Annotated in this window: 24 protein-coding genes and 1 pseudogene; 9 read left to right on the forward strand and 16 right to left on the reverse strand. The window is 64.7% G+C overall.

Annotated features, from left to right (window positions below):
• Positions 1–76 precede the first annotated feature (76 nt).
• Together L5014_RS12960 and L5014_RS12965 are read right to left on the reverse strand one after the other, a co-directional pair.
• Positions 77–1,318 carry an efflux RND transporter periplasmic adaptor subunit gene (locus L5014_RS12960; protein WP_238464124.1) on the reverse strand — a complete coding sequence of 414 codons (1,242 nt, stop codon included), beginning with the start codon at positions 1,316–1,318 and terminating at the stop codon, positions 77–79.
• A gap of 66 nt (positions 1,319–1,384) precedes the next feature.
• A complete protein-coding gene (locus L5014_RS12965) occupies positions 1,385–2,299 on the reverse strand; it encodes an alpha/beta hydrolase (protein WP_238464125.1) in 915 nt (304 codons plus the stop codon).
• A 189-nt stretch (positions 2,300–2,488) separates the two neighbouring features.
• Between L5014_RS12965 and L5014_RS12970 the strand changes: the two genes are divergently transcribed.
• Both L5014_RS12970 and L5014_RS12975 read left to right on the forward strand, forming a co-directional pair.
• Complete coding sequence (locus L5014_RS12970; protein ID WP_238464126.1) at positions 2,489–3,493, forward strand: LysR family transcriptional regulator; 1,005 nt, start codon at positions 2,489–2,491, stop codon at positions 3,491–3,493.
• A 176-nt stretch (positions 3,494–3,669) separates the two neighbouring features.
• Positions 3,670–4,038, forward strand: coding sequence for a DUF4148 domain-containing protein (locus L5014_RS12975; RefSeq protein ID WP_238464127.1), 369 nt, complete (start codon positions 3,670–3,672; stop codon positions 4,036–4,038).
• Positions 4,039–4,116: 78 nt separating this feature from the next.
• Here the strand turns inward: L5014_RS12975 and L5014_RS12980 are convergent, their stop codons facing one another.
• The 4 genes from L5014_RS12980 to L5014_RS12995 all read right to left on the reverse strand — a co-directional run bounded on the left by L5014_RS12980 (position 4,117) and on the right by L5014_RS12995 (position 8,123).
• On the reverse strand, positions 4,117–5,022 hold the full coding sequence (locus L5014_RS12980; RefSeq protein ID WP_238464128.1) for a cation diffusion facilitator family transporter: 906 nt from the start codon (positions 5,020–5,022) through the stop codon (positions 4,117–4,119).
• Complete coding sequence (gene selD / locus L5014_RS12985) at positions 5,019–6,101, reverse strand: selenide, water dikinase SelD (RefSeq protein ID WP_238464129.1); 1,083 nt, start codon at positions 6,099–6,101, stop codon at positions 5,019–5,021. Before selD ends, L5014_RS12980 begins: the two co-directional genes overlap by 4 nt.
• A gap of 157 nt (positions 6,102–6,258) precedes the next feature.
• Entirely contained in the window at positions 6,259–7,092 is an 834-nt protein-coding gene (locus L5014_RS12990; RefSeq protein WP_238464130.1) for an alpha/beta fold hydrolase, read from the reverse strand.
• Complete coding sequence (locus L5014_RS12995) at positions 7,089–8,123, reverse strand: M14 family zinc carboxypeptidase (protein ID WP_238464131.1); 1,035 nt, start codon at positions 8,121–8,123, stop codon at positions 7,089–7,091. The genes L5014_RS12990 and L5014_RS12995 overlap by 4 nt, the downstream gene beginning before the upstream one ends.
• Positions 8,124–9,061: 938 nt before the next feature.
• Between L5014_RS12995 and L5014_RS13000 the strand changes: the two genes are divergently transcribed.
• On the forward strand, positions 9,062–9,898 hold the full coding sequence (locus tag L5014_RS13000; RefSeq protein ID WP_238464132.1) for an EamA family transporter: 837 nt from the start codon (positions 9,062–9,064) through the stop codon (positions 9,896–9,898).
• 64 nt (positions 9,899–9,962) lie between these two features.
• On the opposite strand, the gene pdxR is transcribed toward L5014_RS13000, so the two are convergent.
• Entirely contained in the window at positions 9,963–11,522 is a 1,560-nt protein-coding gene (pdxR, locus tag L5014_RS13005; protein WP_238464133.1) for a MocR-like pyridoxine biosynthesis transcription factor PdxR, read from the reverse strand.
• A 143-nt stretch (positions 11,523–11,665) separates the two neighbouring features.
• Here pdxR and gabT point away from each other — a divergent pair, with 143 nt between their 5' ends.
• Positions 11,666–12,952 (forward strand): 4-aminobutyrate--2-oxoglutarate transaminase, encoded by a 1,287-nt coding sequence (gene gabT, locus L5014_RS13010; protein WP_338019286.1) that lies wholly within the window; start codon positions 11,666–11,668, stop codon positions 12,950–12,952.
• Between the two features lie 18 nt (positions 12,953–12,970).
• On the forward strand, positions 12,971–14,422 hold the full coding sequence (locus L5014_RS13015) for an NAD-dependent succinate-semialdehyde dehydrogenase (RefSeq protein WP_238464134.1): 1,452 nt from the start codon (positions 12,971–12,973) through the stop codon (positions 14,420–14,422).
• Positions 14,423–14,601: 179 nt separating this feature from the next.
• On the opposite strand, the gene L5014_RS13020 is transcribed toward L5014_RS13015, so the two are convergent.
• Entirely contained in the window at positions 14,602–15,213 is a 612-nt protein-coding gene (locus L5014_RS13020) for a hypothetical protein (protein WP_238464231.1), read from the reverse strand.
• A 156-nt stretch (positions 15,214–15,369) separates the two neighbouring features.
• Here L5014_RS13020 and L5014_RS13025 point away from each other — a divergent pair, with 156 nt between their 5' ends.
• On the forward strand, positions 15,370–15,639 hold the full coding sequence (locus L5014_RS13025) for a hypothetical protein (protein ID WP_238464135.1): 270 nt from the start codon (positions 15,370–15,372) through the stop codon (positions 15,637–15,639).
• On the opposite strand, the gene pcaF is transcribed toward L5014_RS13025, so the two are convergent.
• From pcaF to cyoA, 5 genes are all read right to left on the reverse strand, one after another.
• Positions 15,573–16,775: a 3-oxoadipyl-CoA thiolase gene (gene pcaF, locus L5014_RS13030; protein ID WP_238464136.1), complete on the reverse strand. Its 1,203-nt coding sequence runs from the start codon at positions 16,773–16,775 to the stop codon at positions 15,573–15,575. The two genes, L5014_RS13025 and pcaF, sit on opposite strands and share 67 nt — an antisense overlap.
• Positions 16,776–17,119: 344 nt before the next feature.
• Entirely contained in the window at positions 17,120–17,440 is a 321-nt protein-coding gene (gene cyoD / locus L5014_RS13035; RefSeq protein ID WP_238464137.1) for a cytochrome o ubiquinol oxidase subunit IV, read from the reverse strand.
• Positions 17,441–18,052, reverse strand: coding sequence for a cytochrome o ubiquinol oxidase subunit III (gene cyoC, locus L5014_RS13040; protein ID WP_238464138.1), 612 nt, complete (start codon positions 18,050–18,052; stop codon positions 17,441–17,443).
• A gap of 3 nt (positions 18,053–18,055) precedes the next feature.
• Positions 18,056–20,059 carry a cytochrome o ubiquinol oxidase subunit I gene (gene cyoB / locus L5014_RS13045; RefSeq protein ID WP_238464139.1) on the reverse strand — a complete coding sequence of 668 codons (2,004 nt, stop codon included), beginning with the start codon at positions 20,057–20,059 and terminating at the stop codon, positions 18,056–18,058.
• Positions 20,060–20,064: 5 nt separating this feature from the next.
• Entirely contained in the window at positions 20,065–20,955 is an 891-nt protein-coding gene (cyoA, locus tag L5014_RS13050) for a ubiquinol oxidase subunit II (protein ID WP_238464140.1), read from the reverse strand.
• Between the two features lie 609 nt (positions 20,956–21,564).
• Between cyoA and L5014_RS13055 the strand changes: the two genes are divergently transcribed.
• Positions 21,565–22,389, forward strand: coding sequence for an IclR family transcriptional regulator (locus tag L5014_RS13055; RefSeq protein ID WP_238464141.1), 825 nt, complete (start codon positions 21,565–21,567; stop codon positions 22,387–22,389).
• A gap of 74 nt (positions 22,390–22,463) precedes the next feature.
• Here L5014_RS13055 and phnN read toward each other — a convergent pair whose 3' ends face one another.
• Genes phnN through phnF form a run of 3 tightly spaced genes read right to left on the reverse strand, consistent with a single transcriptional unit; the run spans position 22,464 to position 24,516 of the window.
• Complete coding sequence (gene phnN, locus L5014_RS13060) at positions 22,464–23,015, reverse strand: phosphonate metabolism protein/1,5-bisphosphokinase (PRPP-forming) PhnN (protein WP_238464142.1); 552 nt, start codon at positions 23,013–23,015, stop codon at positions 22,464–22,466.
• On the reverse strand, positions 23,012–23,764 hold the full coding sequence (locus L5014_RS13065) for a DUF1045 domain-containing protein (protein WP_238464144.1): 753 nt from the start codon (positions 23,762–23,764) through the stop codon (positions 23,012–23,014). The genes phnN and L5014_RS13065 overlap by 4 nt, the downstream gene beginning before the upstream one ends.
• Entirely contained in the window at positions 23,761–24,516 is a 756-nt protein-coding gene (gene phnF / locus L5014_RS13070; protein WP_238464145.1) for a phosphonate metabolism transcriptional regulator PhnF, read from the reverse strand. The genes L5014_RS13065 and phnF overlap by 4 nt, the downstream gene beginning before the upstream one ends.
• Before the next feature lie 138 nt (positions 24,517–24,654).
• Between phnF and L5014_RS13075 the strand changes: the two are divergent.
• Positions 24,655–24,795 (forward strand): annotated as a pseudogene (locus L5014_RS13075) (alpha-D-ribose 1-methylphosphonate 5-phosphate C-P-lyase PhnJ); the annotation flags it as partial.
• Positions 24,796–25,045: 250 nt separating this feature from the next.
• A complete protein-coding gene (locus tag L5014_RS13080) occupies positions 25,046–26,179 on the forward strand; it encodes an alpha-D-ribose 1-methylphosphonate 5-triphosphate diphosphatase (protein WP_238464147.1) in 1,134 nt (377 codons plus the stop codon).
• Positions 26,180–26,573: the final 394 nt, after the last annotated feature.

Genomic DNA, 26,573 nt, shown 5'->3' on the forward strand with positions numbered 1-26,573 from the left:
TCTTAATTTCGGATGACTAACTGGATGCGAGGATCGCACTCGCCGCTATGACCAAAGCCGCGGCGAGTGCGGCGCGTCAGGAAGTCCTGGCAGGCGTTGGTGCTGACTTTGAGGCTGAATTCGCGACTGAGGGCGCAGACGCATTGGCAACACCCGCGTCCGGGTCGCCGTTCATCGGTACCTCGTGCGAGCGCACGGCCTCGCCCGGCCGCACGCGCTGCGTGCCGTTCACGATCACCTGGTCGCCCGCCTGCAAACCGCCCAGGATCACGCGCAGATTGCCCTGCTGGCCGCCGATTCGCACGTTGCGATATGCGACCTTGCCCGCGCCGTCCACGACATAGACGAACTTCTTGTCCTGATCCGTGCCGATGGCCGCTTCGTCGACGAGCAGCGCCGGATGAGGCGCACTGCCGCTCACCTTGATGCGCGCGTAGAGGCCCGGCACGAGCGCGCCATCGGTGTTGTCGAAGCGCGCGCGCACGCGGATCGTGCCCGAGGACGTGTCGAGCCGGTTGTCCACCGACTCGATCGTGCCGCTGCGCGAATAGCCGGTCTCGTTCGCGAGCCCCAATTCGACCGGCACTTTCGAGCCCACTTTCATGCGGCTGATGTAGTCCAGATAGGTCTGCTCGTCGGCGTCGAATTCGGCGTAAATGGGCGAGACCGAAACGAGCGTCGTGAGCGGCGGCGCGCTCGCGCCCGCCGATACCACGTTGCCCACGGTGATCTCGGCGCGCGACACCCGCCCCGATACTGGCGCGACGATGCGCGTATAGCCGAGGTTGATTTGCGCGGCTTCGAGCGCCGCTTGTGCGGCCTTGAGATTCGCGCCCGCCTCGCGCGCGGCGTTCTGCTTCTCGTCGTAATCGCGCTTCGCGATGGCGTTGTCGCCGATGAGGCGCTGCGCGCGCGCCCAGTCGCTCTGCGCGTAGCCGGTGCGCGCCTGCGCGGCAGCCACCTGCGCTGCGGCCTGGTCGACGGCGGCCTGATACGGGCGCGGATCGATCACGAAAAGCGTGTCGCCCTTTTTCACGAGCGCACCGTCGCGGAAATTCACGGAAACGATCGTGCCCGAGACCTGCGGCCGGACCTCGACTTTCTCGACGGCGGCCATGCGGCCCGAGTAGGTCTGCCAGTCAGTGACATTGCGCTTGAGTACGGCGGCCACATCCACCTCGGGCGCCGGCGGGGCTTCGGCGGCGACAGCCGGGTGCGAATCCAGACGCATGGCAACGAGCGAGCCGAACCCCGCAACGACGAGAACAGCGGCCACCGCGAGCGCAATACGCTTACGGGAATGCGAGTTGAGTGACATGGCGAGCTCCAGAAAAATGAGTACTTGTTTTTCGATGAATACGTTCTTCGGCGCGCTGCGGCAGTGCTAGCAGGCCGCGCCGGATTCGAAGCAACAGCGGAAAAAGCGCACCGCTTCGGCGAGCGCTTCCGGATGCGCGCCAATCTGCGCGTGCGAGACACTCGGATAGCGCATCACATGGGTGCGCACGCCCGCTTCGATCAGGCGCGATGCGTACTTCTCCGCTTCGATATGCAGTACGTCGTTTTGCGCCGTGACGATGAACGTGGCCGGCAACCCGGCAAGGCGCGAAGACTCCAGCGGCGCCGCATACGGATGCATGCGCTGCGAGGCCTCGGGCAAATACGCGCGATAGCAGGCCGCGCATTCGCTCGCGGAAATATCCGAAGCGAGCCGCGCTTCGTCGCCAAGGCGCGTGAGGCTCGGGTCGAGCATCGGCGCAAAGAGCGCCTGCGCAGCGAGGCGCACATCGCCACGGTCGCGCGCGATGAACGCGAGCACGTTGGCGATCTGGCCGCCCGCGTCGTGCCCCGCCGCAACGATGCGCTTCGTGCTGCCGCCGAATGCGCGTGCCCGTGTGAGCACCCACTGCGCGGCGCGATAGGCGTCTTCGGGCGCGGCCGGAAAAGGAAATTGCGGCGCGAGCGAATAACCCACTGAAACGACCAGCGCCGGTAAGCGTTCTGCGAAAAAGCAGGCGGCCGCGTCGGCATCGTCGAGCGTGCCGCGCACGAAGCCGCCGCCGTGGAAGTACAGCAGCACGGGCAGATTGTTCGCGCCCCGCGGACGGTACAGGCGCAGCACGATGTCCTGCGCATGGCCTTCGATCGTCGCCTCGCTTATGTCGATGGGCGCCAACGCGCGCGCCTTGCCCGACGGGGCCGCCGCTACGCGGGCGGATTGCGGCGCAGGTGCTGGCTCAGCGGCGCTCGCGGGCAAATTGGCGGAAATCCAGGGCGTCGAACGTTTGAAGGCATCCATGTCGAAACGGCGCAAAGCGCGAAATTAGATTCGAATGGTGCGCATTGTGGGTTCGGCAGACTTGCAAATAAATGCCTATAATCCGGCAACACAATTCGGCGCACCTGAACAATCCGTTTCCTTTTATTCGCGCGACTGGTCTGGCGTATGACCGCGCGGCGTGCGTCCGATGTCTTTCGGAGAGTGGCAATGGACCGCCTTCAGGCCATGCAGGTGTTCACCCGCGTCGTCGATACCAATAGCTTCACGCGCGCAGCCGAAACGCTCGACATGCCGCGCGCCTCAGTCACGACGATCATCCAGAATCTCGAAGCGTTTCTCGGCGTGCGCCTGATGCACCGCACCACGCGCCGTCTTTCGCTCACGCCCGACGGTGCCGCGTATTACGAGCGCTGCGTGCGCATTCTTGCGGACGTCGAAGAAACCGAGCTGACTTTCCAGGACCGCAACCGCAAGCCGCACGGCAAGCTGCGCATCGACATGCCCGGCTCGATCGGGCGGCTCATCGTGATTCCAGCGCTATGCGAGTTTCATGGACGCTACCCCGATATCGACTTGCAACTGGGCCTGACCGATCGCCCGGTCGACCTGCTGCAAGAGGGCGTGGATTGCGTCGTGCGCGTGGGCGCGCTACAGGATTCGTCGCTGGTCGCGCGGCGCATCGGCCTGTTCGAAGGGGTTTCGTGCGCGGCGCCCTCGTATCTGGAACGCCACGGCACGCCGCAAACGCTCGAGGAACTGGCCGAGCATCGCGCCGTGAATTACTTTTCGTCGCGCACGGGGCGCGTGATCGACTGGGCGTTTCTCGTCGACGGCAAGGAAGTGGAGATCAAGCTCAAGAGCATGGTCTCGGTGAACGACGCCGATGCCTATGTGACCTGCGGCATCGAAGGCTTCGGCCTGATTCAGGGGCCGCGCTACATGGTGCTGCCGCACCTGAAATCGGGCGCGCTCGTCGAAGTCCTGCCCGACTTCAAGCCGCTGCCCATGCCGATCTCGGCCGTGTATCCGCATAGCCGGCATCTGTCACCGAAGGTGCGCGTGTTCGTCGACTGGATCGCCGAAGTGTTCGACCGCTGCCCGCTCCTCTCCGGCCGCGCCTCGCTCGACAAGACCTGCACGATGCGCACGATCGAAGAGCGCGAGCAAGCGCCCGCACTCGAAACGCCGGTGATTTCGGAGTGGGCCGCATAGGCTGGGCCGCATAGGCTCGCGTTTCCACGATTGTTCTGGTTTTTCGACAATTCCTTTCGCTTTCGGGACATTTATCGCGCGAGCCCGTGCATCTACATTTGCTCCTGTCGCCACGGCCACTGATCGATCATCGATTGATCGCATACGGCCAAAGCACCTTAAAACAGGAGCAGATCATGAAACGCACTCTCGCAACCGCACTCGGCGCCACCCTCGTCATCACGCTCGCTGCGAGCGCATCGGCTTTCGCGGGTGGCATCGGCCGCGCGGGCACCTATGGCCCGCAACCCGGCACGCAAGCCGCACCGCAAGCCGAACAAGCGGCACAACAAGCCGCAGCGCCACAGGTCGACAACAGCGCGCCTAAAACGCGTGCGCAAGTGAAGGCGGAGGTCGTCGAGGCTTATCGCAACGGCACGCTGCCCTCGCTCAACAAGACGACTTATCCGGAGCAAAGCCTGATCGGCCGCACGCAGGCGCAGCGCATCGCACTTCAGGAAAGCCGCGCCAACGACACCACGCGTCTGGCCCGTGCCGGCGAATGATTTTTGTCATTCCGATTCGATAAGGATGAAGGCCCGGCGGTCTAAAGACCGCCGGGCCCGAGCCAGCAAGACAAGCGCTTAACGCTTTGCGAAGTCCGGCTCGAAAAACACCCAGCGCACCACCGGAAAATGCGCCTGCAGATCGGCTTCGATTGCGTTGATCGCCTCGACCATTGTGCGGCTATGGTCGTAATCGATCATTTCCGCCTGCACCGCCACAACCACGTCCCTACCCCATTGCAGGGTAATGAGACTGATGATGCCGCGAATCTCCGGTCGCCCGCGCAAAAACGCCTCGATATCGCGCCGCATTTCCGGGCTGGCCGATTCGCCTACGATCATCGACTTCACTTCGCGCGCGATGAACCACGAAATCAGCATGAGCAGCACGCCCACGCCGATCGAGCCGCACGCGTCCCATACCGGATTGCCGGTGACGACCGTGAGCAGCACCGCCGCAAACGCAATGGCGAGACCCGCGAGCGCGGCAATGTCCTCGCCGGCCACCACGAGCAGATCGGAGTCGCGCGTTTCGCGCGCCCAGCGCCACAGCGATTTCGTGGGCGAGCCCTTGCGGATTTCGCGCAAAGCGCCATAAAGCGAGAACGCTTCGAGCACCACGGAAATACCCAGCACCACGAGCGCCACGTAAGCGTATTGCAGAGGCTCGCGCGCAACCAGCCGGTGAACGCCTTCGTACACCGAAAACGCGCCGCCCACGAAGAACAGCAGCAGCGCCACGAGCAGCGAATAGAAGTTGATCGCGCGGCCCGCGCCCATCGGATGCAAGGGCGTGGGCGGCTCGCGCGACTGGCGCAAGCCGAACAGCAACAGCAGTTGATTGCCGCAATCGGCCGTCGAGTGAATGGCCTCGGCGAACATCGAGCCTGAACCCGTAAACGCCGCCGCCGCGTACTTGCAGACTGCGATGCCGGCATTCGCCGCGAGTGCGTAGAAAATGGCCTTCGGCGACTCTGCGCTCATGCGACTTCCACGCGCGCAGGCCCATCCGTCAATTCGCCGATCACGCGCGCATCCGCAAAGCCGTCCGCGTGAAAACGCGCGAGCACTTCATCCACTCGCTCCGGCGCGCAGGCCACCAGCAGGCCGCCCGACGTCTGCGGATCGGTGAGCAGCGTGCGCGCGCTTTCCGGCAACTGGGCCGCGAGCGTCACGCCCTCGCCATACGAGGCCCAGTTGCGGCCCGAGGCACCCGTAAACACGCCTTGCGCAACGAACGCCTCCACACCCGGCAGCCACGGCAGGTCGGCGTAGCGCACGCGCGCGGTGAGATTCGCGCCGCGCGCGATTTCGAGCGTATGGCCGAGCAGGCCGAAGCCCGTCACGTCGGTCATCGCGTGCACGCCTTCGAGCTCCGCGAGCGCGGTGCCCGGCTTGTTGAGCATCGTGGCGGCGGCAACCATCGCCCGGTAGCCGGCGTCGTCGAGCAAATCTTTCTTGAGCGCGGCCGACAGCACGCCCACGCCCAGCGGCTTGCCGAGCACCAGCACGTCGCCCGCGCGCGCCGAGGCGTTGCGCTTCACGCGCTCGGGATGCACCACGCCGAGCGCGGCCAGGCCGTAGATCGGCTCGACCGAGTCGATCGAATGACCGCCCGCCACCGGAATGCCAGCCGCCGCGCAAACGTCCTCGCCGCCGCGCAGCACCTGTGCGATCACCTCGTGCGGCAGCACGTTGATCGGCATGCCCACCAGCGCGAGCGCAAGGATCGGCTTGCCGCCCATCGCGTAGACGTCCGAGAGCGCGTTGGTGGCAGCGATGCGGCCGAAATCGTAGGGGTCGTCGACGATCGGCATAAAGAAGTCGGTGGTCGCGACGATGGCTTGCTCGTCGTTGAGCTTGTAGACGGCGGCATCGTCGGCTGTTTCGGTGCCGACCAGCAGGTTCGGAAAAGCGGCGGTAAGCGGCGTGCTGCGCGCGAGGAGCGCGGAAAGCACGCCCGGCGCGATCTTGCAGCCGCAGCCGCCACCGTGCGAAAGGCTCGTGAGGCGCGGCGCGGCCGGAGCAGCCGGCGCGGGCGCGAGGCGGTCGTTGTCGTTCATGTGCGGAATGTGTTCCAAGGGAAGCCGGAAAAACGGTCCCGATATTATGGAGCAAACCCCGCAGGCGCGATGGCGCGGTGCGGCCGGGTCCCGCGCATGCCGCCGCCACTCCCCAAGCCGCATGGCTCCGGATCGCACCGCCTGCCCCTCCCATGCCTCATGGCCCCCGGATCGCGCCGCCCGGCGTCTCGCATACGCCCGCGAGGCCTGGAAAGGCCGCGCAGAGCGCATCGACGACCCATTGCGGATCGTCGTGAGGCAGATCGTGCCCCGCCCACGGATGTTCGCGATGCGTCGCGCCCCATGCCCGCGCGAGCCGTGCCGAGCACACCGGGTCCACGAGGCGATCCTCGCGCGAGGACAGCACGAGCACCGGACAAAGCGGCACGCCGCGCACCGTATAGCGCGCCGCCGCCAGCAACTGACGCAGCGCGTTGGCGCGGCTCACCCTCGCGCTCGCGCGGATCGCACACCAGGCGTCGAGATCGGCGGCAAGCGTATCGCGGCGCGCGCAGGTGCGCGCGTGAATCATCGTTTCGACGATATCGTCGCGCTCAACTTCGCGATCAGACCCGCGATCGGCGTCGGAATCCGCCCCGCGCCAGTGGCATGCCGCACGCAGCAGCGCCGGCCATGCGCCAGGCCGCAAGCGCTCGTAAAAGCGGCTATAGGGCCGCATGCTCGTGTTGACGAGCACGAGCCGCTCGATCTCATCCGGAAAACGCCGCGCCCACGCCGACGCCACCATGCCGCCCAACGACATCGCCAGCACCCGATGCGGCGGCTGCACGCCAAGGCGCCGCGCCTCGGCGCGCACGGCGTTCACATAGGCATCGACATCGACGGGCGAGCACAGATGCGCGAGCGCGCCGTTGCCCGGCAAGTCGATCGGCAACACCGCGCCGCAACGCGCCTGGAGCAACGGCGCGAACGCGCCCCAATGGCGCGATTCGCGTGTGAGGCCGCGCAGCAGGATCCAGTTCGCGGTCATGAGCCCGGCTTCCGGTACCAGTGCCCGATCGCGCTTTGCAGCACCTGCTGACGCGCCACGCCCTGAGGCAGCCAGCGCGACGCGGAAAACGCGGCGCGCGTGAGGAACTCGAACAGGTTCGCGTGACGCCGCAATACGCGCGCGGTGCGATGCTGCATCACCGGATTGAACATGCCCTGGCGCGAAAAGAGCTGGCGCGGATTCTTCTTGATCCAGAGCCACGAGCCCAGTTCGAGCGTGAGCGGCAGGAACACGCTGGCCGCGGGCGCGCGGTCATACGCGCAGTCCCAGAGATCGCCGTGCAGCAGATATTGATGGCTCTGCGGCTCGAACGTATAGCCGTGATGCGGATGCGCACGCTCGAACATCGTCTTGAGCACGTACATCTCGGGCAGATGGCGCATCAACTGGCGCGTGCGCGCGTAGGGAAACCAGATGCTGTCGCTCCAGCCGTAGCCCGAATGGCAATCGAGCGCGAAGGCGAGCGGCCGATGCGCCAGTTCCTCGTCGACGACCTTCAGCAGCGCCGCCGCCTCGGATTCCATCGGCGCGCCGCGATGCCCGCGATACCACGGCAGCCAGGAGCCCACGCGCTGCCCGCCCGCGAGAAACGGCACGTGCTCGTCCGCGTCTTGCGGCGCGTTGCGCATGAGGTCCACGCCATTCGGATTCGCGCGCGTGGCGAGCCACATACCGCCGGGATTGCAAATCGGCATCATCACGAGGCGCACCGACTCGAGCTGGCGCATCAGCAACTCGTCCCATGCGAGGCGCCCGATTAGCGCGCGCATGTAGTCGAGCACGAGTTGCGTGCCGATGCGCTCGAGCCCGTGAATGCCGCCAAAAAAACCGATGGCGGGCGCCTGCGGATCGCGCGAGCCCACCGCCGCCACGTAGAGCGAGAACGCGCGACCACGCACTTCGACCTCGCCTGCGCTGCGAATGTCGAACCAGTGCGCGCCCGCGTCGAGGAGCGTTTGCAGGTCCTCGTATTCCGCGAAGCTGTTGGGTAGGAAGCTTAGGGCTGGCATCTTTTTTTCTTCGGGTTGGGCGCGGTTCCTTGTTTGTGGCGGTTCCTTCCTTGTTTGGCGCGGTTCCTTGTTTTCGTGTCGGTCTATTAGCGTTGCCCCTGTGCGGGGCGGCACCTACTTTTCTTTGCAGCCGCAAAGAAAAGTAGGCAAAAGAAAGCGGCTCACACCGCTAGTGTGACGCCGTACACCTCTTGCCGTTAATCGAAGTGGTTCCGGAGCATCCGTCACCTCGCACCTTTAAACGTAGTGACAAAGGGCTCATCCATCCCGCAGGGGAAACCAAGGGTTCTGCCTGGGCACTCGAATACGCACGCGCTGCATCGATTCGTATGCATTCCTCTGGTGTTGGACTATGCCCCACGGCGCGCGTAGCGCCGCCGGAGGTATGAGTCCTTAGTCACTCTGTTGTATGGCGCGTGGTGGCAGACGCTCCGGAACCGCTCCGATAATGGGCAAGTGGTCCACTGCGTCACACTGGCGGTGTGAGCGGCTTTCTTTTGCCTACTTTTCTTTGCCGCTGCAAAGAAAAGTAGGTGCCGCCCCGCACAGGGGCAACGCTAATGGACCGACACGAACACAAGGAAACGCGACAAACAAGAAAACGCACAAATCACAATATATCCCGTTAGCCGCGCGTTGCGCGTGACACATGCGAGACGTCACACAGATGTCACGTGTGCTCGCGCTGTCACGCCATCGACATGTTCCACCCCCACTCGAAACGCGCAGTAACGCAATCACATAAGACATATAGTCATCTAGACGTTTAGATGCCTTCACTCGACCGTCATAGTCGCTTCCTGGAATGCCCCCGACTCAATCAAGGACTCGCAGCCATTCCTGCCGTTCCGCACAGTTCTGGCGCTGCGGCGCATTCGCTGGAATAATCGGCTGCTTGCGGCCGCAACCTCCCTTCTCCCATTCATTGCGCTCGTTCGATGGCAAGCTTCGTGGTCCTGCTGGTCCTGATTTCGGCGCTCATGCACGCGAGCTGGAACGCCTTTCTCCACCTCTCGGGCGACCGCGTCTGGCTGCTCGGAATGTTCTCGGTGCCTTATATGGTGGTGAGCGCCGTTGGCGTGTGCGTGCTGCCGCTGCCCGCCCCCGCGAGCTGGCCGTATATCGGCGCATCGGCGCTGCTCGAATTCGCGTACTGCTTCGCGCTGATCCGCGCCTATCGCAGCGGCGACTTCGGGCAGATCTACCCGATCGCGCGCGGGCTCTCGCCACTGCTCGTGTTCGCGGGCGCGCTGGTGTTCGCACACGAGGAATTGCACCCGCTCGCGGCCACCGGCGTGGTGCTCGTCTCGCTCGGCATCATGTCGCTCGCATTCCGGCGCGGCATGCGCTTTTCGGGCGAAAGCGTGCCGTGGGCGCTGGTGACGGGCTTCTTCATCGCCACCTATTCGATCGTCGACGGCCTCGGCGCACGTCTTGCCGGCAACCCGCTCAGCTACATCATGTGGGTCTATCTGCTCTGGAACGTCCCGCAGTTCGTCGTGGTCTGCAGGCTGCGCGGCGGCGCGGCGCAGATGTTCGTCTCGAAGGCCAACGCGGTGCGCGGCATGCTAGCCGGCGTGCTCGCGCTGAGCGCGTATTGCCTCGTGATCGAGGCGTTCCGCTATCTGCCGATCGCCATGGTGTCCGCGCTGCGCGAGATGTCGTCGATCTTCGCCGTGCTGATCGGCTGGCTCTTCATGCGCGAAAAGCTCACCGCGCGCCGCGTGGTGGCGTGTGTGCTCGTGACGTGTGGGGCGGTGTTGATTCGGATGTGAGAAGGCATGGCATCGAGCCGATGCCGTCCAGCCACTCCCGCGGATTCAGGCAAATTCGGGCAATTCAGGCAAACGCCGGCAAGCTCGCATCAATAGCCTCAGCGAGCATCTCGAACGCAGGCGCGATCTCCTCGTCGGGCACGCACGCATAGCCGATCAACAGCCCCGACGCCGCGCGCTCGCGCTCCGAGTAATAGCCAGAAAGCGGCCGCACGACGATATTGCGCGCGAGCGCGGCCTCGGCCACGGCGCGGTCGTCGCTGCCTTCGGGCAATTGCATCACCACATGCAGGCCCGCGTCGCCGCCCATCGCAGGCAATGCATCGCCGTAACGGCGCACGACCGCATCGAGCAACACCTGTCGACGCTGACCATAGAGCGCGCGCATCTTGCGGATGTGCGAGGTGAAATGCCCTTCTGCGATGAACTCCGCCAGCACGGCTTGCTGCAACAGTTGGCCCTCACGATAGAGCTCGGCGCTCGCGGTCGCGAAGCTCTCGGCGAGCGGCTCGGGCGCGACGAGATAGCCCACGCGCAGCCCCGGAAACAGCGTCTTGCCGAAGCTGCCCACGTAGATCACCTGCCCCGCCGTGTCGAGCCCCTGTAGCGACGCGAGCGGCCGGCTGCCATAGCGGAACTCGCTGTCGTAGTCGTCCTCGATGATCCAGCACTGGTGCTGGCGCGCGTACTCCAGCAGCATGCGGCGGCGCGCGAGGCTCATCACCATGCCGAGCGGGTACTGATGCGAGGGCGTGACGAGAATCAGCTTCGGCGGCGCAGCGGCGAAATCGGCCGGCGACGGATTGATGCCCTCGCTGTCCACCGCGATCGGGCGCGGCTTGAGCCCGGAGACCTGCATCACGCTGCGCACGCCCCAGTAGCACGGGTCTTCGGTCCAGATCGTGTCGCCTGGGTCGGAGAGCAGACGCACGGCCAGGTCCACCGACTGGTGGATGCCCGTCGTGATGATGATCTGCTCGGGCGAGCAGCGCACCGAGCGCGAAGTGCGCAGGTAGTCGGCGAGCACGTGGCGCAGGAGCGCGAGGCCGCCGCCCGGCGCATAGGTCAGCAGATCGGGACGCAGGCTGCGCCAGTACTTGTTGTGCAGCCGTGTCCAGATACGCGCCGGAAAGCGCGAAACATCGGGCACGCCCGGCATGAACGCGCCGCCCTGGCGCTTGGAGACGCCCGCACCCGCGATCAGGCGCGCGCCGCGCGTGGACAATGCGCGGGCCGCCGTGCGCTGCGCCTGCGTGGGAGCGAGCCGCGCCTGAGCCTCGGGTGCGGATCCAAACTCCATCGTATTTTTCCGCGCGCGCAGGGAGCCAATTTCCGCCGCCCCGACGATCTCGTCGGGCGAGGTATCGGCGACATAGGTCCCACGCCCCGTCGCCGAAGTCACATAGCCTTCGAGCACCAATTGCTCGTACACCTGCGTCACGGTATTGCGCGCGATGCCCAGCTCTGCCGCCAGCAGCCGCGACGACGGCACCCGCGCGCCCGCAGGCAACTCGCGCGAGAGGATCGCCTGTTGCAGCAGCCAGTGAAGTTGCCGGTAGACCGGCTGACCACTGCCGCGTTCGATCCGCTGGGCCAGCCAGTCGGACAGGACACTCGCTCGCATCGAAATTGGCTCCTAAAGATTGCGCCGAATGGCTCTGAAATTTAGAGCCAAACCTGAGTATAGTCGCTGCATGGAGTGAATGCGGACCACTACCGGTCCGTCCGCCAAACCAGCAACCGACACTGTTTTCGAAGGAGACGAACGTGAGCAAGAACGCCGATCTGCAGAGCCGCAAGAACGCCATTACCCCGCGCGGCGTGGGCGTGATGTGCGACTTCTACGCCGAGCGCGCCGAGAACGCGGAACTGTGGGACGTCGAAGGCCGCCGCTTCATCGACTTCGCGGCGGGTATCGCCGTGTGCAACACGGGCCACCGCCATCCGAAAATCGTCGCCGCCATCAAGGCGCAGCTCGATCACTTCACCCATACCGCGTACCAGATCGTCCCCTACGAGTCGTATGTCTCGCTGGCCGAGAAGGTCGCCCAGCGCGCGCCGGGCAGCTTCGCCAAGAAGACCGCGTTCTTCACGACCGGCGCCGAAGCCGTCGAGAACGCTGTCAAGATCGCCCGTGCCCACACCGGCCGTCCGGGTGTGATCGCCTTCGCGGGCGGCTTCCACGGCCGCACGCTGATGGGCATGGCGCTCACGGGCAAGGTCGCTCCGTACAAGCTCGCGTTCGGCCCGTTCCCGGCCGACGTCTACCATGCGCCGTACCCCAACTCGGTTCACGGCATCAGCACGGCTGATTCGCTCAAGCACATCGAGATGCTGTTCAAGGCCGACATCGATCCGAAGCGCGTCGCCGCGATCATCTTCGAACCGGTCCAGGGCGAAGGCGGCTTCTACCAGGCACCCGCCGATTTCGTGCGCGGCCTGCGCAAGATCTGCGACACGCACGGCATCCTGCTGATCGCCGACGAAGTGCAGACGGGCTTCGCGCGCACCGGCAAGCTGTTCGCGATGGAGCACTACGACGTCACGCCCGACCTCATGACGATCGCCAAGAGCCTCGCGGGCGGCATGCCGCTGTCGGGCGTGGTGGGCCGCGCGGAAGTGATGGACGCGGCAGCACCTGGCGGCCTCGGCGGCACGTATGCGGGCAACCCGCTGGCCGTGGCTTCGGCGCACGCGGTGATCGAGATCATCGAAGAAGAAAAGCTCTGCGAGCGCGCCACGAAGCTCGGCGACAAACTCAAGGCCAAGCTCAACGCGATGAAGGCCGAAGTGCCGCAAATCGCCGACGTGCGCGGCCCGGGCGCAATGAACGCCGTGGAATTCTGCAAGCCGGGCACGAACGAAGCCGACGCCGACTTCACCAGGCGCGTGCAGACCGCCGCTTTGAATCGCGGCCTGCTGCTGCTCGTTTGCGGCGTGTATTCGAACGTCGTGCGCTTCCTGTTCCCGCTGACGATCCAGGACAACGTATTCGACGAAGCGCTCGCGATCCTCGACGAGTCGATCAAGGAAGCCGTGGGCGTGCCGGCGTAAGTGGATAGGAGCCAAAGCATGAACCTGAAAGACGCATCGCTGCTGCAAAGCAAGGCCTATATCAACGGCGAATGGCAAGGCGCCGAAGACGGCGCCACGCTCGACGTGATCAACCCCGCCACCGGCGCGCTGATCGGAACGGTGCCGCGCATGGGCGCCGCCGAAACGCGTCGCGCGATTGCCGCCGCGAACGCCGCCTGGCCCGCGTGGCGCGCGAAGACCGCGAAAGAGCGCAGCGTCATCCTGCGCAAGTGGCACGATCTGATGATGGCGAACGCCGACGACCTCGCACTCATCCTCACCACCGAGCAAGGTAAGCCGCTCGCCGAAGCGAAGGGCGAAATCGGCTACGCTGCGTCGTTCCTCGAATGGTTCGCCGAAGAAGGCAAGCGCATTTACGGCGACACGATTCCGACCGTGGCCAACGACAAGCGCATCGTCGTGACCAAGGAGCCCGTGGGCGTGTGTGCCGCCATCACGCCGTGGAACTTCCCCGCCGCGATGATCACGCGCAAGGTCGGCCCCGCGCTCGCGGCAGGCTGCCCGATCGTGCTCAAGCCCGCCGAAGCCACCCCGCTCTCCGCGCTCGCACTGGCCGTGCTGGCCGAGCGCGCAGGCGTGCCGCCCGGCATCTTCAGCGTCGTCACGGGCGACCCGAAGGCCATCGGCGGCGAGCTCACGAGCAGCCCCATCGTGCGCAAGCTTTCGTTCACGGGTTCGACGCCGGTGGGCCGCCTGCTGATGAGCCAGTGCGCGGCGACGGTCAAGAAAGTCTCGCTCGAACTGGGCGGCAACGCGCCGTTCATCGTCTTCGAAGACGCCGATATCGACGCGGCAGTGGCAGGCGCCATCGCCTCGAAGTACCGCAACAGCGGCCAAACCTGCGTGTGCACGAACCGCTTCTACGTGCACGACGCCGTCTATGAGACGTTCGCCGCCAAGCTGCGCGAAGCCGTGGAAAAGCTCAAGGTCGGCCTCGGCACCGAAGCCGGCGTCACGCAAGGCCCGCTCATCAACGAGGCGGCCGTGCTGAAGGTGGAATCGCACATCGAGGATGCGCTCGCGAAGGGCGCGCAAGTGATCACGGGCGGCAAGCGCCACGCGCTCGGCCACGGCTTCTTCGAGCCCACCGTGCTCACGAACGTCACGCCCGCGATGAAGGTCGCGCGCGACGAAACGTTCGGCCCGCTCGCGCCGCTGTTCCGCTTCTCGTCGGATGAGGAAGTGATCGGGATGGCGAACGATACCGAGTTCGGCCTCGCAGCGTACTTCTACAGCCGCGACATCGGCCGCGTGTGGCGTGTGGCGGAAGCGCTCGAATACGGGATGGTGGGCATCAACACCGGCCTGATCTCGAACGAAGTCGCGCCGTTCGGCGGCGTGAAGCAGTCGGGCCTTGGCCGCGAAGGCTCGCACTATGGCGTGGACGACTACGTCGTCGTCAAGTACATGTGCATGGCGGGCATGTAAGCCGCCGCTGGAGATCGGCGAGAAAAAGAAACGGGCGCCACGAAAGGCGCCCGTCGATGATCGGGACGCCGGCCTGTCGTGATGCATTCGTTATGCATTCGCGATGCGCCGGCGTTTTCCGCATGTGCAACCGTGCGACGGGCGCCCGGACGACCCGGCCGCCCCCGGCCCGGCGCTGCTTACTGCGCTGCGCCCACCGGCGTGACCTGCGTCGCGTAGGCAGAGACGAACACGGCGTGAATCGTGTCGCCAACCTTCAGCTTCTTCAGATTGACGTCGGGCGTGGCTTCGAGCGTGACCGTCTGATACGCACCGCGCAGCGTGACCTCGCGCTTCTTCGCGTTGATATGCTGCACGGTGGCCTGGACCTCGACCTGGCGCGCGGCATCATAGCCCGACGAGGCCGGCAGGTAGACGTTCGTGTCGACGCGCTTGCGAATGCCCTTGTCCTTGCCCGTCACCTTCTCGGCCGTCACGAGCAGCGCGTTCTTGTAGAGCACGTCGACGGTATCGCCCACGTTGAGCTGGTCGAAGTTGCCCACTTCCTTGCTGAGTGCGACCTGGACATCATTGCCGCGCGGACCGCGCAGCGTGACCACGCGCGACGCACGATCGATACCGACGATCCTGGCCTGCACGTGAACCGGCTCCGCATTGGCGACGATCTCCTGCGCAGCGCTCGCGAGTGCCGACTGTGCCTGGGGCGCCGACGCCGGCTGCTCCGTTTGCGCCGATGCGGCTTGCGCGAACGCCATGCCCATTACCACTGCTGCCAACGTTGCTGCCTTAATCATGCGTATTCTCCTCAAAAGTCGGGTTTCATTTTCGCAGCTACGGCTTACGCCGAAGTGTGGAGAATTCTACGCGTGCCAATTAAAAATCGACTAGTAAATGGCCACGAGCCGCATCAGATTAAGCCAAACGCATAATAAAAAGACATCGCTTTATTGACCGACATCGAATATGAAACAATCGCGATTATCTTTACGTATTTTGAAATGTTGACGCGGCAAATTCCGATATGGATCGTCTGGATGCGGAATAAAAAAACCGCGAATCAAAAGATTCGCGGTTTTCGCGGTATTCGCGGTTTAGGTGGCGCACTTACCAGAGCGGTGGCCGAAGCAAACCTCAGCACACCTGAACAGAATCAAATGCGCTCGATGGCGATGGCGATGCCCTGGCCCACGCCGATACACATCGTGCACAGCGCATAGCGCCCTTGCGTGCGGTGCAGCTGATACATCGCCGTAGTCACGAGACGCGCGCCGCTCATGCCCAGCGGGTGGCCCAGCGCGATTGCGCCGCCGTTCGGATTGACGCGGGGATCGTTGTCGGCCACGCCAAGCATACGCAGCACGGCCAGGCCCTGCGAAGCGAATGCTTCGTTAAGCTCGATCACGTCGAACTGGTCGATGGTCATGTTCAGGCGTGCGAGCAGTTTCTGCGTGGCGGGCGCCGGCCCGATGCCCATCACGCGCGGCGCAACGCCCGCGGTCGCGATGCCGATCACGCGTGCACGCGGCGTGAGGCCGAAGCGCTTCGCGTTTTCCTCGTTGGCGAGCAGCAGTGCGCATGCACCGTCGTTCACGCCCGATGCGTTGCCCGCAGTGACCGAGCCATCGGGGCTCACGACGCCCTTGAGCTTCGCCAGCGTCTCGAGGCTCGTCTCACGCAGATGCTCGTCGCGCGACACCACGAGCGGATCGCCCTTCTTCTGCGCGATCGTCACCGCGACGATCTCCTGCGCGAGCGTGCCATCGGCCTGTGCGCGCGCCGCCTTCTGCTGGCTGTGCAGCGCGAACGCGTCTTGATCGGCGCGGCTCACGCTGTAATCGACGGCGACGTTCTCGGCGGTCTCCGGCATCGAATCCACGCCGTACTGTTGCTTCATCAGCTTGTTGACAAAGCGCCAGCCGATGGTCGTATCGTAGATCGCGGCATCGCGGGCAAAGGCGCTAGCAGACTTGCCCATCACGAACGGCGCACGGCTCATGCTCTCCACGCCGCCCGCGATCATCAGGCCCGTTTCGCCCGACTTGAGCGCGCGCGCGGCAATGCCCACGGCGTCCATGCCCGAACCGCACAGCCGGTTCACCGTCGAGCCAGGCACGACCTGCGGCAGGCCCGCCAGCAGCGACGACATGCGCGCGACGTTACGGTTATCTTCGCCGGCCTGGTTCGCGCAGCCGTAGATCACGTCGTCGATTGTGGCCCAGTCCACGTCCTTGTTGCGCTCCATGAGCGCCTTGAGCGGCACGGCGCCGAGGTCGTCGGCGCGAACCTGCGCAAGTGCGCCCGCGTAGCGGCCGATCGGCGTGCGAATCGCGTCGCAGATGAATGCTTCCGTCATGAGAGTCTCCAGTTCCGGTCGCACTGGGTGCGATCCGAGGCAAGGCTGATTGAGATTGACGGACTGCGCGGGCGAAAAAAAACGGTGGGACTCGAGCGCGCATGTCCAGATGCGATTTGTTCGTTACACGAACTCGTGATCGTTTATCGAACAATTGGCGCCCATGATAGGCGGCGCGGCGCGCGAGTGTCAAGCCGGCATCTCTCCTGGCATCTCCCCTGATGGGTGAGGAAAATTCCATCATATGAAACGAAAACGGCCGCACAGAACCTTGTCTGTGCGGCCGTCGGCCTGAGCGAAGGGCGCCCCGGATGCTCTCCGAGGCGCCGGGCAGAGCCCGTGGATTATCGCGACATCATGTTCATGCCGACGTTGTGCATGACCCAGATCGTGCCAACGATCAGGAACGCGGCGGCCAGCACAGTATAGGCGAGCGAGAGCACGTTCCAGCCCTGCTCCGACGACGTGTTCAGATGCAGGAAGAACACGAGGTGCACGACCACCTGCACGAAGGCGAGCACGGCAAGCACGATCATCATGACGTTTGGCGCCATCGTGCCGTGCATGACAATGCCGAACGCACCGGCGGTCAACAGCACCGCGAGGATAAAGCCCGCCACATAGCTGCCGAGGCTGCCATGAGCTTCGCTATGAGAATGCGCCATTTAAATCACGCTCCCGAGATAGACAAAGGTAAACACGCAGATCCACACCACGTCGAGGAAGTGCCAGAAAAGGCTCAGGCACGTGAGGCGGCGCACTTCCCGCTCGTCCAGTTGAGGGCGGCGGATCACCTGCATCATCAACACGGCCATCCAGACGAGGCCGAAGAAGACGTGCAGACCGTGCGTGCTGACCAGCACGAAGAACGACGAGAGGAACGCGCTGCGTTGCGGGCCAGCGCCCTCGGCGATCAGGTGCGAGAACTCGCGCAGTTCCAGCACGAGGAAGAGCGCGCCCAGAATGAAGGTCACGCCCAGCCAGCCAATGACCGCGCCGCTCTTGCGCTGCTGCGCGCCGAGCATGGCGAAGCCGTAGGTGATGCTGGAAATCAGCAGCACGGCGGTTTCGACCGCGACGTCGCCGATATTGAACAGGTCCTTGCCCGTGGGGCCGCCCGCGAACTGATGGCCGAGCACGCCGAATGTCGCAAACAGCGCCGCGAACAGGACGCAGTCCGTCATCAGATATACCCAGAACCCGAACACGGAGTGCGACGGCGGGTGATCGTCGTGATCGAAATCGGCAAGCGTTGCCGTATTGGTTTTCTGTAACATCGATTAAGCCTCCACAGCTTCCATCTTGCGCTCGACGGCAACCGCCGCGCGATGGCGCTTCTCTTCGATCTCGCGAACCTTCGCGGCCGGAATGTAGTAGCCGTCGTCGTCGCTGAAGCTATGGGCCGCGACGATGACAACGATGGCGATGAAAGCGAGCACGCCAAGCCACGTGATGTGCCAGACGCCCGCGAAGCCCAGCAGCAGACTACACACGCCGACGAAGAAGCCCGCCGACGTATTCGACGGCATGTGAATGTCGCTGTACTTCGCGGCGAGGCCCATGCCACGGCCCGTTTCCTTCATATGGGCGAAGGCGTCGATGTCCTGCACCTGCGGAATGAGCGCGAAGTTATAGGCCGCCGGCGGCGACGAGGTCGCCCATTCGAGGGTGCGGCCGTCCCACGGATCGCCCGTGACATCCTGGCATTCCGCCTTGTTGCGGTTCACAAACGCCATCACCCACAGCACCACCTGGAGCACGATGCCGAGTGCGATGATCGCCACGCCAATGGCCGCCACGATGAAAAACGGATGCCATGCGGGGTTGTCGTAGTGATTCAGGCGGCGCGTCGCACCCATGAAGCCGAGCACGTACAGCGGCACGAACGCCACGTAGAAACCCACGAACCAGCACCAGAACGACGCCTTGCCCAGCTTCTCGTTGGGCTTGAGGCCGAACACCTTCGGGAACCAGTAATGCAGGGCCGCGAGGTAGCCGAACACCACGCCGCCGATAATGGCGTTATGGAAGTGCGCAATGAGGAAGAGCGAGTTGTGCAGCACGAAGTCCGCGCCCGGAATGGCCATCATCACGCCGGTCATGCCGCCGATCGAGAACGTGACCATGAAGCCGATGGTCCAGAGCACCGGCGCGGTGAACTGGACGCGCCCGCGGTACATCGTGAACAGCCAGTTGAAGATCTTCACGCCCGTGGGAATCGCGATGACCATGGTCATGATGCCGAAAAACGCGTTGACGTCGGCGCCCGAGCCCATCGTGAAGAAGTGGTGCAGCCAGACGAGAAACGCCAGCACCATGATGGCGCACGACGCATAGACCATCGTCTTGTAGCCGAACAGCGGCTTCTTGCAGAACGTGGCCATGATTTCCGAATAGATGCCGAACGCAGGCAGCACGAGGATGTACACCTCGGGATGGCCCCACGCCCAGATCAGGTTCAGATACAGCATCATGTTGCCGCCACCGTCGTTCGTGAAGAAGTGCATGCCGAGGTAGCGGTCGAAGCCGAGCAGCGCAACGGCGATCGTGAGGATCGGGAACGTGGCCATGATGAGCACGTTCGAGCACAGCGCCGTCCATGTGAACACCGGCATTTTCATGAGGCTCATGCCCGGCGCGCGCATCTTGATGATGGTCACGAAGAAGTTAATGCCGGTTATGAGTGTGCCCACGCCCGAAAGCTGAACTGCCCAGATGTAATAGTCGACCCCGACGCCTGGACTGAATTGCAGTTCGGACAGCGGCGGATACGCGAGCCAGCCGGTTTGCGCGAACTCGCCGATTACGAGCGAGAGGTTAATGAGGATCATGGCGATGGCCGTCATCCAGAACGAGAGCGAGTTCAGGAACGGGAACGCCACGTCGCGCGCACCGATCTGCAATGGCACGATGAGGTTGAACAGGCCGACCATGAGCGCCATCGCCATGAAGAAGATCATGATGACGCCGTGCGCCGAGAAGATCTGGTCATAGTGGTGCGGCGGCAGATAGCCTGGCGCGTCGAACGCGAGGGCCTGCTGGAGACGCATCATGACGGCGTCGATAAAGCCGCGCACGAGCATGAGCACGGCCACGATCATGTACATGACGCCAATGCGCTTGTGGTCCACGCTCGTGATCCACTCGCTCCAGATGTACTTCCACTTGCCGGTCACGGTGACAAGACCCAGCACGCTGATCACGATCAGCGCCATGAATGCCGCGGCGCCCATGATGATCGGCTGATCGAACGGAATTGCCTCTAATGTAAGTTTGCCGAACATGCCGCTTACCCCTTGGTCACGCACGACGGGTCGGTGAAATCCGTGACGTGGCCGTTGTTGTACTTCCCGATGATGTTGTTGAAGAGCTTCGAATCGACCGTCGAGAAGTACTCGACCGGCGCCTTTTCGCTCGGCTCGGAGACCTTCGCGTACTGGTCCATCGAAAGCGACGTTTGGGACGCCTTCACCTTCTGGACCCAGGCGTCGAAATCCTGCTGGCTCGTGGCGAGTGTGCGGAACTTCATGTCCGAGAAGCCTTTACCGCTGTAATTGGCCGAGATGCCCGCGTAGTCGCCGGCATGGTCGGCGATCAGGTGCAGGCGCGTCTGCATGCCCGCCATGGCGTAGACCTGGGTGCCCAGTTGCGGGATGAAGAACGAGTTCATTACCGAATCCGACGTAATGCGGAAATTGACCGGCGTGCCCACCGGCACAGCCAGCTGGTTCACCGTGGCAATGCCGAGGTCGGGGTAGATGAAGAGCCACTTCCAGTCGAGCGCGACCACCTCGACATTGATGGGCTTGACGTTCGATTCGAGCGGTTTGTAGGGATCGAGCTCGTGAGAGGTCTTCCAGGTGAGGATGGCGAGAAAGAGGATGATGACGATCGGAATGGTCCAGGTCACCGCTTCGATCGCCGTGGAGTGCGCCCATTTGGGCGCATAGGTGGCGTTGCGGTTGGACGCGCGATAGCGCCAGGCGAAATAGAGCGTGAGCAGGATCACCGGTACCACCACGAGCAGCATGGCCCACGTGGCTGTGGCGATGAGGTGCTTTTCGGCCACGCCGACGCTGCCTTTGGGATCGAGCACGGTCAGTTCGCTGCACCCCGCGAGGGAGGCTAGCAGCCCGCTGCCGAGGGGGATTAACCACCTTTTGAAGGCTTTTCTCTTCATGTTTGCCTGTTTTTCCGTTTAACCACCTGAACGCTTCTATGCATTTACATCGCAAAAAGCGATGCAAAATACACCCCTAACGTGTTTGGCGAAATTCTACGGAAATGCGTTATCCAAAAATTTGATCTCAGCCAAGGTTTAGGCCCGTGACAAATCTCGCTTGGGCAAGCGCGACAGAAAGACGCATTTAACTTTCAGCTTCCTTCCACAGGGGCACACAGCCCCGCATAGCGGACTGCCAGCGCGCGCAAGACTACTGAAAATCTAAAAACACGGAGGATGATGGGGCATCATTGGAGGGTTAAAGCAGCGAGCCCGCCATTAGGTCTGACATTATTATTCGACTGGCTCAATGGAAGATAATTTGATAATGGGAGACAAATCTAATTCGCCGCGTTTATATCTTTTCTCGCATTACGTCAATTCCAATACAAACCCTCGGAATTATGGAAAATCAAATATCAATGCAATAAAGTCCGCCAGAACCGCGATTTTTCCGTCTCGACCGGCGCCGCCCGCCGCGCGCCGGTTGGCGAATCCATGCGCTTGCGCTATCGTCATGGGTTCCTTACGCGCCGCCTCCAGCCCTTGATCCGACGCCACGACGCCATGAATCCCCCCAGCCGCGCTACGCCCGCCCCTTCCGACGAGCAACCGGAGATCCCCGAAAAGCCAGGCGACTCCTACGTGCAGTCGTTCGCGCGCGGGCTTTCCGTGATCCGCGCGTTCAATGCCGAGCACCCCGAGCAGACGCTCACGGACGTCGCCGCGGCCACCGGCCTCACGCGCGCCGGCGCGCGCCGCATCCTGCTCACGCTGCAAACCCTCGGCTATGTGGAGGCCGAAGGGCGCCTGTTCCGGCTCACGCCCAGGATCCTCGACCTCGGCTTTGCGTATCTCACCTCGATGCCGTTCTGGAATCTGGCCGAGCCTGTCATGGAAGAGCTCTCGGGTCAGGTGCACGAAAGCTGCTCGGCCGCCGTGCTCGACCGCACCGAGATCGTCTATGTGCTGCGCGTGCCCACGCACAAGATCATGACGATCAACCTCTCGATCGGCAGCCGGCTGCCCGCCTACTGCACGTCCATGGGCCGCGTGCTGCTCGCGGCGCTCGACGAGCCGGCGCTCGACGCCACGCTCGGCGCCACGCCGCTCTACGCTCACACGCCGCGCACGGTCACCGACAAGGACGAGATCAAGAAGATCGTCGCGCAGGTGCGCCAGCAAGGCTGGGCCATCGTCGACCAGGAACTCGAAGGCGGGCTCATCTCGATCTCCGCGCCCATCCGCAACCGCCAGGGCCGCGTGATCGCCGCCATGAACATCAGCGGCAACGCCCAGCGCACCTCGGCGAAGCAGATGGTCAAGACCTTCCTCGAACCGCTCCAGCAGGCCGCCCAGCGCGTCTCGGAGATGGTGGCGCTGCGCACCTGATCGGGTCGATCCGCGCTATCCGCCCCGGCGCCCCCTTCATGAAGCCAGCGTGAAGCCAGCGAACGGCGCGGCGCTCAGCCCGCCGCCACCCGCTGCACCGCCTCGACGAACGCCACACCGGCCTCTTCCAGCCGTCCCGAGTTGTCGATGTGCGTGAGCGACGTGCCCGCGGGCAGTTCGAACGGCGCGCGCCGTGCAAGGCGCGCGGCGACCTGCTCCGGCGTCTCCCGTGCGCGCGAGGCAAGCCGCGCGGCCAGCACGTGCTGCGCGGCGTTCACATGCACGAGCGTCATGCGCGGATAGCGCGCCAGCGCCTCGCTCAGGTAGGCGCGCGAGCCGTTCAGCACCACGGTGCAACCCAGCGCAAGCCATTGGTCGATCTCCACGCCGACGCCATACCGCAGCGCGTGGCTGCGCCATTGCAGCGCGAAGAGGCCATGGCGCGAACGCGCCTCGAACTCTGTGTTGGTGAGCGCGATGTGGTTCTCGCCGCCACCCGCTTCGCGCGTGATGTAGCGGTGCGCGAACAGCACCCCGTCGGCCGCGAGCCGCGCGCGGGCAAAGCCGAGCAGCGAGTCCTTGCCCGCGCCCGAGGGCCCCATCACGTAGATCAGGCGGGACGTCATGCGCGTCCCCGCGCCTGCAAGTTCGCGGGTCGGCTCACGGGAAAATCCACGCGCCGCCACAGCGCGAACGGCTCGCCCGGAAGCGGCTCGACGTAAAGCGCGACGCCTTCAACCGGCAGCGCTCCCGCGTCGCGCATCTGCGCATTCCAGGCGAACGCGAGCGCGGCGCGCACCGCGTCGTCGTCGAGCGAATCGGAGAGCGTCATGTGGAAGCGGAATTCGTCGAACACATACGGGTAGCCCCATTCTTCGACATAGGCACGCTGGCGCGGCGTGAGCGGTCCGTCGAGGCGCTTCGCGAGTTCGTCGGCCGTTTGCGCGGCGCGCAGGTGGCCGAGCGTGCGCAGGGCGTCGGCGGCGAGCTCGCGCAGCGCCCGCGCGCCGCTTTCATCGGCGGCCCGCAGCGCAACGAAGCGCGCGAGCATGGCCGCCTCCACCGCGACTTCGAAGCGCGCGCGCCCCTCGGCCCAGGCCTGCGTGGCGGCGAGCAGCGTTTGCGGCGACACGCCCGCGGCGAGCCGAAACGGCGGCACGAGCGTACCGTGCCAGCCATAGCGTCGCGGCGCGGCAGTGAGCGCGTCGAGCGGCTGCGCGAGCCCGGCGGGCTGCGGCGGCACGCGGGTCTCGCCGCTTTCCGGGTCGCGGCCGAGCCAGGCGCAGCCAGCCCGCCACCACTGCGAGGCGCGCGGCGGCGCGTAATAGAGCGCAAAGCGCGTCGTCTCGCTCCAGTCTTCGTGCGCCGCGCTCATACGTCGTGCTCCACCATCAACTGCACGCGGTCGGCTGCGAAATGCGTAATGCCGTACTTGATCGGCACGCCATCGAGATCGACGTCGACGTTCTCGACCCACAGCACCGGCTGCTGCCGGTTGATGTTCAGGCGCCGCGCCACTTCGGGCTCGGGCAGCACGCTGCCGATGCGGCTCCACTTGCGCAGATAATCGCTCACGCCGAATTCGGCGAGCGCCTTCGAGGTGCTGTCCACGCGCTCCATGACCGCGGGCAGATCGGCAAAGCGTGCGGCCGGATACCAGCTGCGCGCGTAGGTGAGCGGCACGCCTTCCGACTCGTGCAGCTTCTCCAGCCGGTAGACCAGCGCGCCGGCGCGGATGGCGAGCGCCTTCGCGACGCTCGGGTCGGCCTTCACGCGCGACGACGCGAGCAGCCTGCCCGCCGCCGAGTGCTGTTGCCGCTTCAGGTTCTCAGTGAAGCGCGTGCGCTTGCCGATGGTGTAATCGATCGCACCGGGCTGCACGAAGGTGCCGCGCCCCTGCTCCACGCTCACGAGGCCGAGCGCGGCGAGTCCCAGCATGGCGCGACGCACCGTGTGCCGGTTCACGTCGAAGCGCCTCGCCAGTTCGCCTTCGCTCGGCAGGCGGCCGTCCTCGCCGAAGCCCTTTGCCGCGATCTCGGCCGCGAGGATCTGCTCGATCTGCCGCCACACCGCCACGCCTGCGCCCCGCTCGAGCATGCTGTGCGGTGCGTCGTCGTTCGATGTCATGGCGCTGTCATTCCTTCCGGGTTCAATATGGACGTAGCTTGCGCATTGTAGTTCGCCAGGCGTGATGGAAATATGAAAACATCGCTCGTGCGCACGGCCTCACTGCGATTTTAAACGTCTAGACGTTTAGATGAATAAATACCGTTCGCCTCGCGCGAAATGCCGCTGCCGTATGGCTGTGGCACGGGCGGCATCGCCACGACCTACGACTATCCTGTGACGGTGAACGGCCGCTATCTCACCTCGCCCTCGCCGATTCCGAAATTCGACAACCCCAAGTAGCCTCCGTTCTGCCGGTATAGGACGAGCCATGACTCCGGATCCATCGATCGCGCGCGCGTTCGCCGAGCGCCCGCGCCGATGCTGCGCACGCGCAGGCGGCTATCGCTGAACCAGGCTGAAAGTGCCTGAAAGTGCCTTGAAAAGCCGCGGCCTGTCATTTGCGACAGGGCAAACTGGCGTTTGAATTCGCGCCTTAATTCGCGCCCTGACCGCACCAGGAATGCGACCCGATTTTCGGAGCCCGACGATGTTGATCAAGAACGCGCGCATCGTGACGCGAGACGAAATTTTCACCGGCACGCTGCGTGTCGAGGACGGCCTGATCCGCGAGCTCTCGCGCGGCGCGACCGCCGCGACCGATGCACAGGACTGGGAGGGCGACTTCCTGCTGCCAGGGCTCGTCGAGCTGCACACCGACAACCTCGAAAAGCACCTCGCGCCGCGCCCCGGCGTGCACTGGAACACCGATGCCGCATTTGTGATCCACGACGCGCAGATCGCCGCCGCCGGCATCACGACGGTATTCGACGCGCTCGCCATCGGCACGCGCGCCGCAGTGGGTGCGCGCGGGCGCGAGGTGCAGCTCGCGAGCGCCGCCGCGCTCTCGCGCTTTTCGGAGCACAAGCTGCTGCGCGCCGACCACTTTCTGCATCTGCGCTGCGAGATCGCGACCGAAGACGTGATCGAGCTTTTCGACACGCTGAGCGAGCACCCGCTCCTGCGCCTCGCCTCGGTGATGGACCACACGCCAGGCCAGCGCCAGTGGCACGACCGCACGCAATGGCGGCGCTTTCAGGAGCGCCACGGCAAATGGACCGACGCGCAGGCCGAAACCACACTCGCCGAGATGGCCACCGAGCAGGAGCGCTACGCCGACGCGCATCGCCGCGCGATCGTCGAGCGCTGCCGCGCGCGCCATATCCCGCTCGCGAGCCATGACGACACGCTCGTCGAGCACGTCGAACAGGCGGCGCGAGAAGGCATCGTCCTCGCCGAATTCCCGACGACGCGCGTGGCCGCCGCGGAGGCGAAAAAGCGCGGTATCGCCACGATCATGGGCGCGCCGAACGTGGTGCGCGGCGGCTCGCATTCGGGCAACGTCTCGGCGCTCGAACTGGCGCAGGCCGGCCTGCTCGATATCCTGTCGTCGGACTATGTCCCGTCGAGCCTGCTCACCGCCGCATTCGATCTCGTGACCGGAGCCGACTGGACGCTGCCGCGCGCGCTCGCCGCGGTCTCGTGTGAACCGGCGCACAAGGCGGGCCTCACGGACCGCGGCGCGATCGAGCCGGGCCTGCGCGCCGACTTCGTGCGCGTGACGATGCTCGACACGCTGCCGGTGCCGCGCGCGACTTACCGCGCGGGCACGCGCGTGGTCTGAGCGAAGCGCAGAGCGCGCTTTTTGCTGCATCTGCACACGCCGGCAGCCTGGCTGACACCGAAACCCAACGACACGCCGTCGTTTCGTTTTCGACTCCCCAACATGCGTGCAGCGCATTCTTCAGACTGTTGCGGCGAAGCATCGCAATCGCGCTCCCGGGCGCCGCGCACAGCCACTGCCTTGAACCCCCGCAAGCCTTGTCCCACAAGGCTTTGCGCCCTCGCTTCGCCAGTGCGCGAACGTTCGTTAAGCGCATTGAATCCCGCCATCCGGTATTACACTAGCGACGCGGCAATTTTGACCCTGGTAAGCTTTGCGCCGCCGCTCGCTTCCAAGCCAGCGAGCTCAACCAAAGTTCCAGCGCGAGCCGCGCCGGAGCAATGCACGGCGGCGG

It is taken from the genome of Paraburkholderia tagetis, from assembly GCF_022213065.1.
In the GTDB taxonomy this organism is placed as follows: domain Bacteria; phylum Pseudomonadota; class Gammaproteobacteria; order Burkholderiales; family Burkholderiaceae; genus Paraburkholderia; species Paraburkholderia tagetis.

Excerpts from the sequence above, each read along its gene's own strand:
- L5014_RS12960 (WP_238464124.1), bottom strand. The coding sequence starts at position 1,318 with ATGTCACTCAACTCGCATTCCCGTAAGCGTATTGCGCTCGCGGTGGCC.
- L5014_RS12965 (WP_238464125.1), bottom strand. The coding sequence starts at position 2,299 with ATGGATGCCTTCAAACGTTCGACGCCCTGGATTTCCGCCAATTTGCCC.
- L5014_RS12970 (WP_238464126.1), top strand. The coding sequence starts at position 2,489 with ATGGACCGCCTTCAGGCCATGCAGGTGTTCACCCGCGTCGTCGATACC.
- L5014_RS12975 (WP_238464127.1), top strand. The coding sequence starts at position 3,670 with ATGAAACGCACTCTCGCAACCGCACTCGGCGCCACCCTCGTCATCACG.
- L5014_RS12980 (WP_238464128.1), bottom strand. The coding sequence starts at position 5,022 with ATGAGCGCAGAGTCGCCGAAGGCCATTTTCTACGCACTCGCGGCGAAT.
- selD (WP_238464129.1), bottom strand. The coding sequence starts at position 6,101 with ATGAACGACAACGACCGCCTCGCGCCCGCGCCGGCTGCTCCGGCCGCG.
- L5014_RS12990 (WP_238464130.1), bottom strand. The coding sequence starts at position 7,092 with ATGACCGCGAACTGGATCCTGCTGCGCGGCCTCACACGCGAATCGCGC.
- L5014_RS12995 (WP_238464131.1), bottom strand. The coding sequence starts at position 8,123 with ATGCCAGCCCTAAGCTTCCTACCCAACAGCTTCGCGGAATACGAGGAC.
- L5014_RS13000 (WP_238464132.1), top strand. The coding sequence starts at position 9,062 with ATGGCAAGCTTCGTGGTCCTGCTGGTCCTGATTTCGGCGCTCATGCAC.
- pdxR (WP_238464133.1), bottom strand. The coding sequence starts at position 11,522 with ATGCGAGCGAGTGTCCTGTCCGACTGGCTGGCCCAGCGGATCGAACGC.
- L5014_RS13015 (WP_238464134.1), top strand. The coding sequence starts at position 12,971 with ATGAACCTGAAAGACGCATCGCTGCTGCAAAGCAAGGCCTATATCAAC.
- pcaF (WP_238464136.1), bottom strand. The coding sequence starts at position 16,775 with ATGACGGAAGCATTCATCTGCGACGCGATTCGCACGCCGATCGGCCGC.
- cyoD (WP_238464137.1), bottom strand. The coding sequence starts at position 17,440 with ATGGCGCATTCTCATAGCGAAGCTCATGGCAGCCTCGGCAGCTATGTG.
- cyoC (WP_238464138.1), bottom strand. The coding sequence starts at position 18,052 with ATGTTACAGAAAACCAATACGGCAACGCTTGCCGATTTCGATCACGAC.
- cyoB (WP_238464139.1), bottom strand. The coding sequence starts at position 20,059 with ATGTTCGGCAAACTTACATTAGAGGCAATTCCGTTCGATCAGCCGATC.
- cyoA (WP_238464140.1), bottom strand. The coding sequence starts at position 20,955 with ATGAAGAGAAAAGCCTTCAAAAGGTGGTTAATCCCCCTCGGCAGCGGG.
- L5014_RS13055 (WP_238464141.1), top strand. The coding sequence starts at position 21,565 with ATGAATCCCCCCAGCCGCGCTACGCCCGCCCCTTCCGACGAGCAACCG.
- phnN (WP_238464142.1), bottom strand. The coding sequence starts at position 23,015 with ATGACGTCCCGCCTGATCTACGTGATGGGGCCCTCGGGCGCGGGCAAG.
- L5014_RS13065 (WP_238464144.1), bottom strand. The coding sequence starts at position 23,764 with ATGAGCGCGGCGCACGAAGACTGGAGCGAGACGACGCGCTTTGCGCTC.
- phnF (WP_238464145.1), bottom strand. The coding sequence starts at position 24,516 with ATGACATCGAACGACGACGCACCGCACAGCATGCTCGAGCGGGGCGCA.
- L5014_RS13080 (WP_238464147.1), top strand. The coding sequence starts at position 25,046 with ATGTTGATCAAGAACGCGCGCATCGTGACGCGAGACGAAATTTTCACC.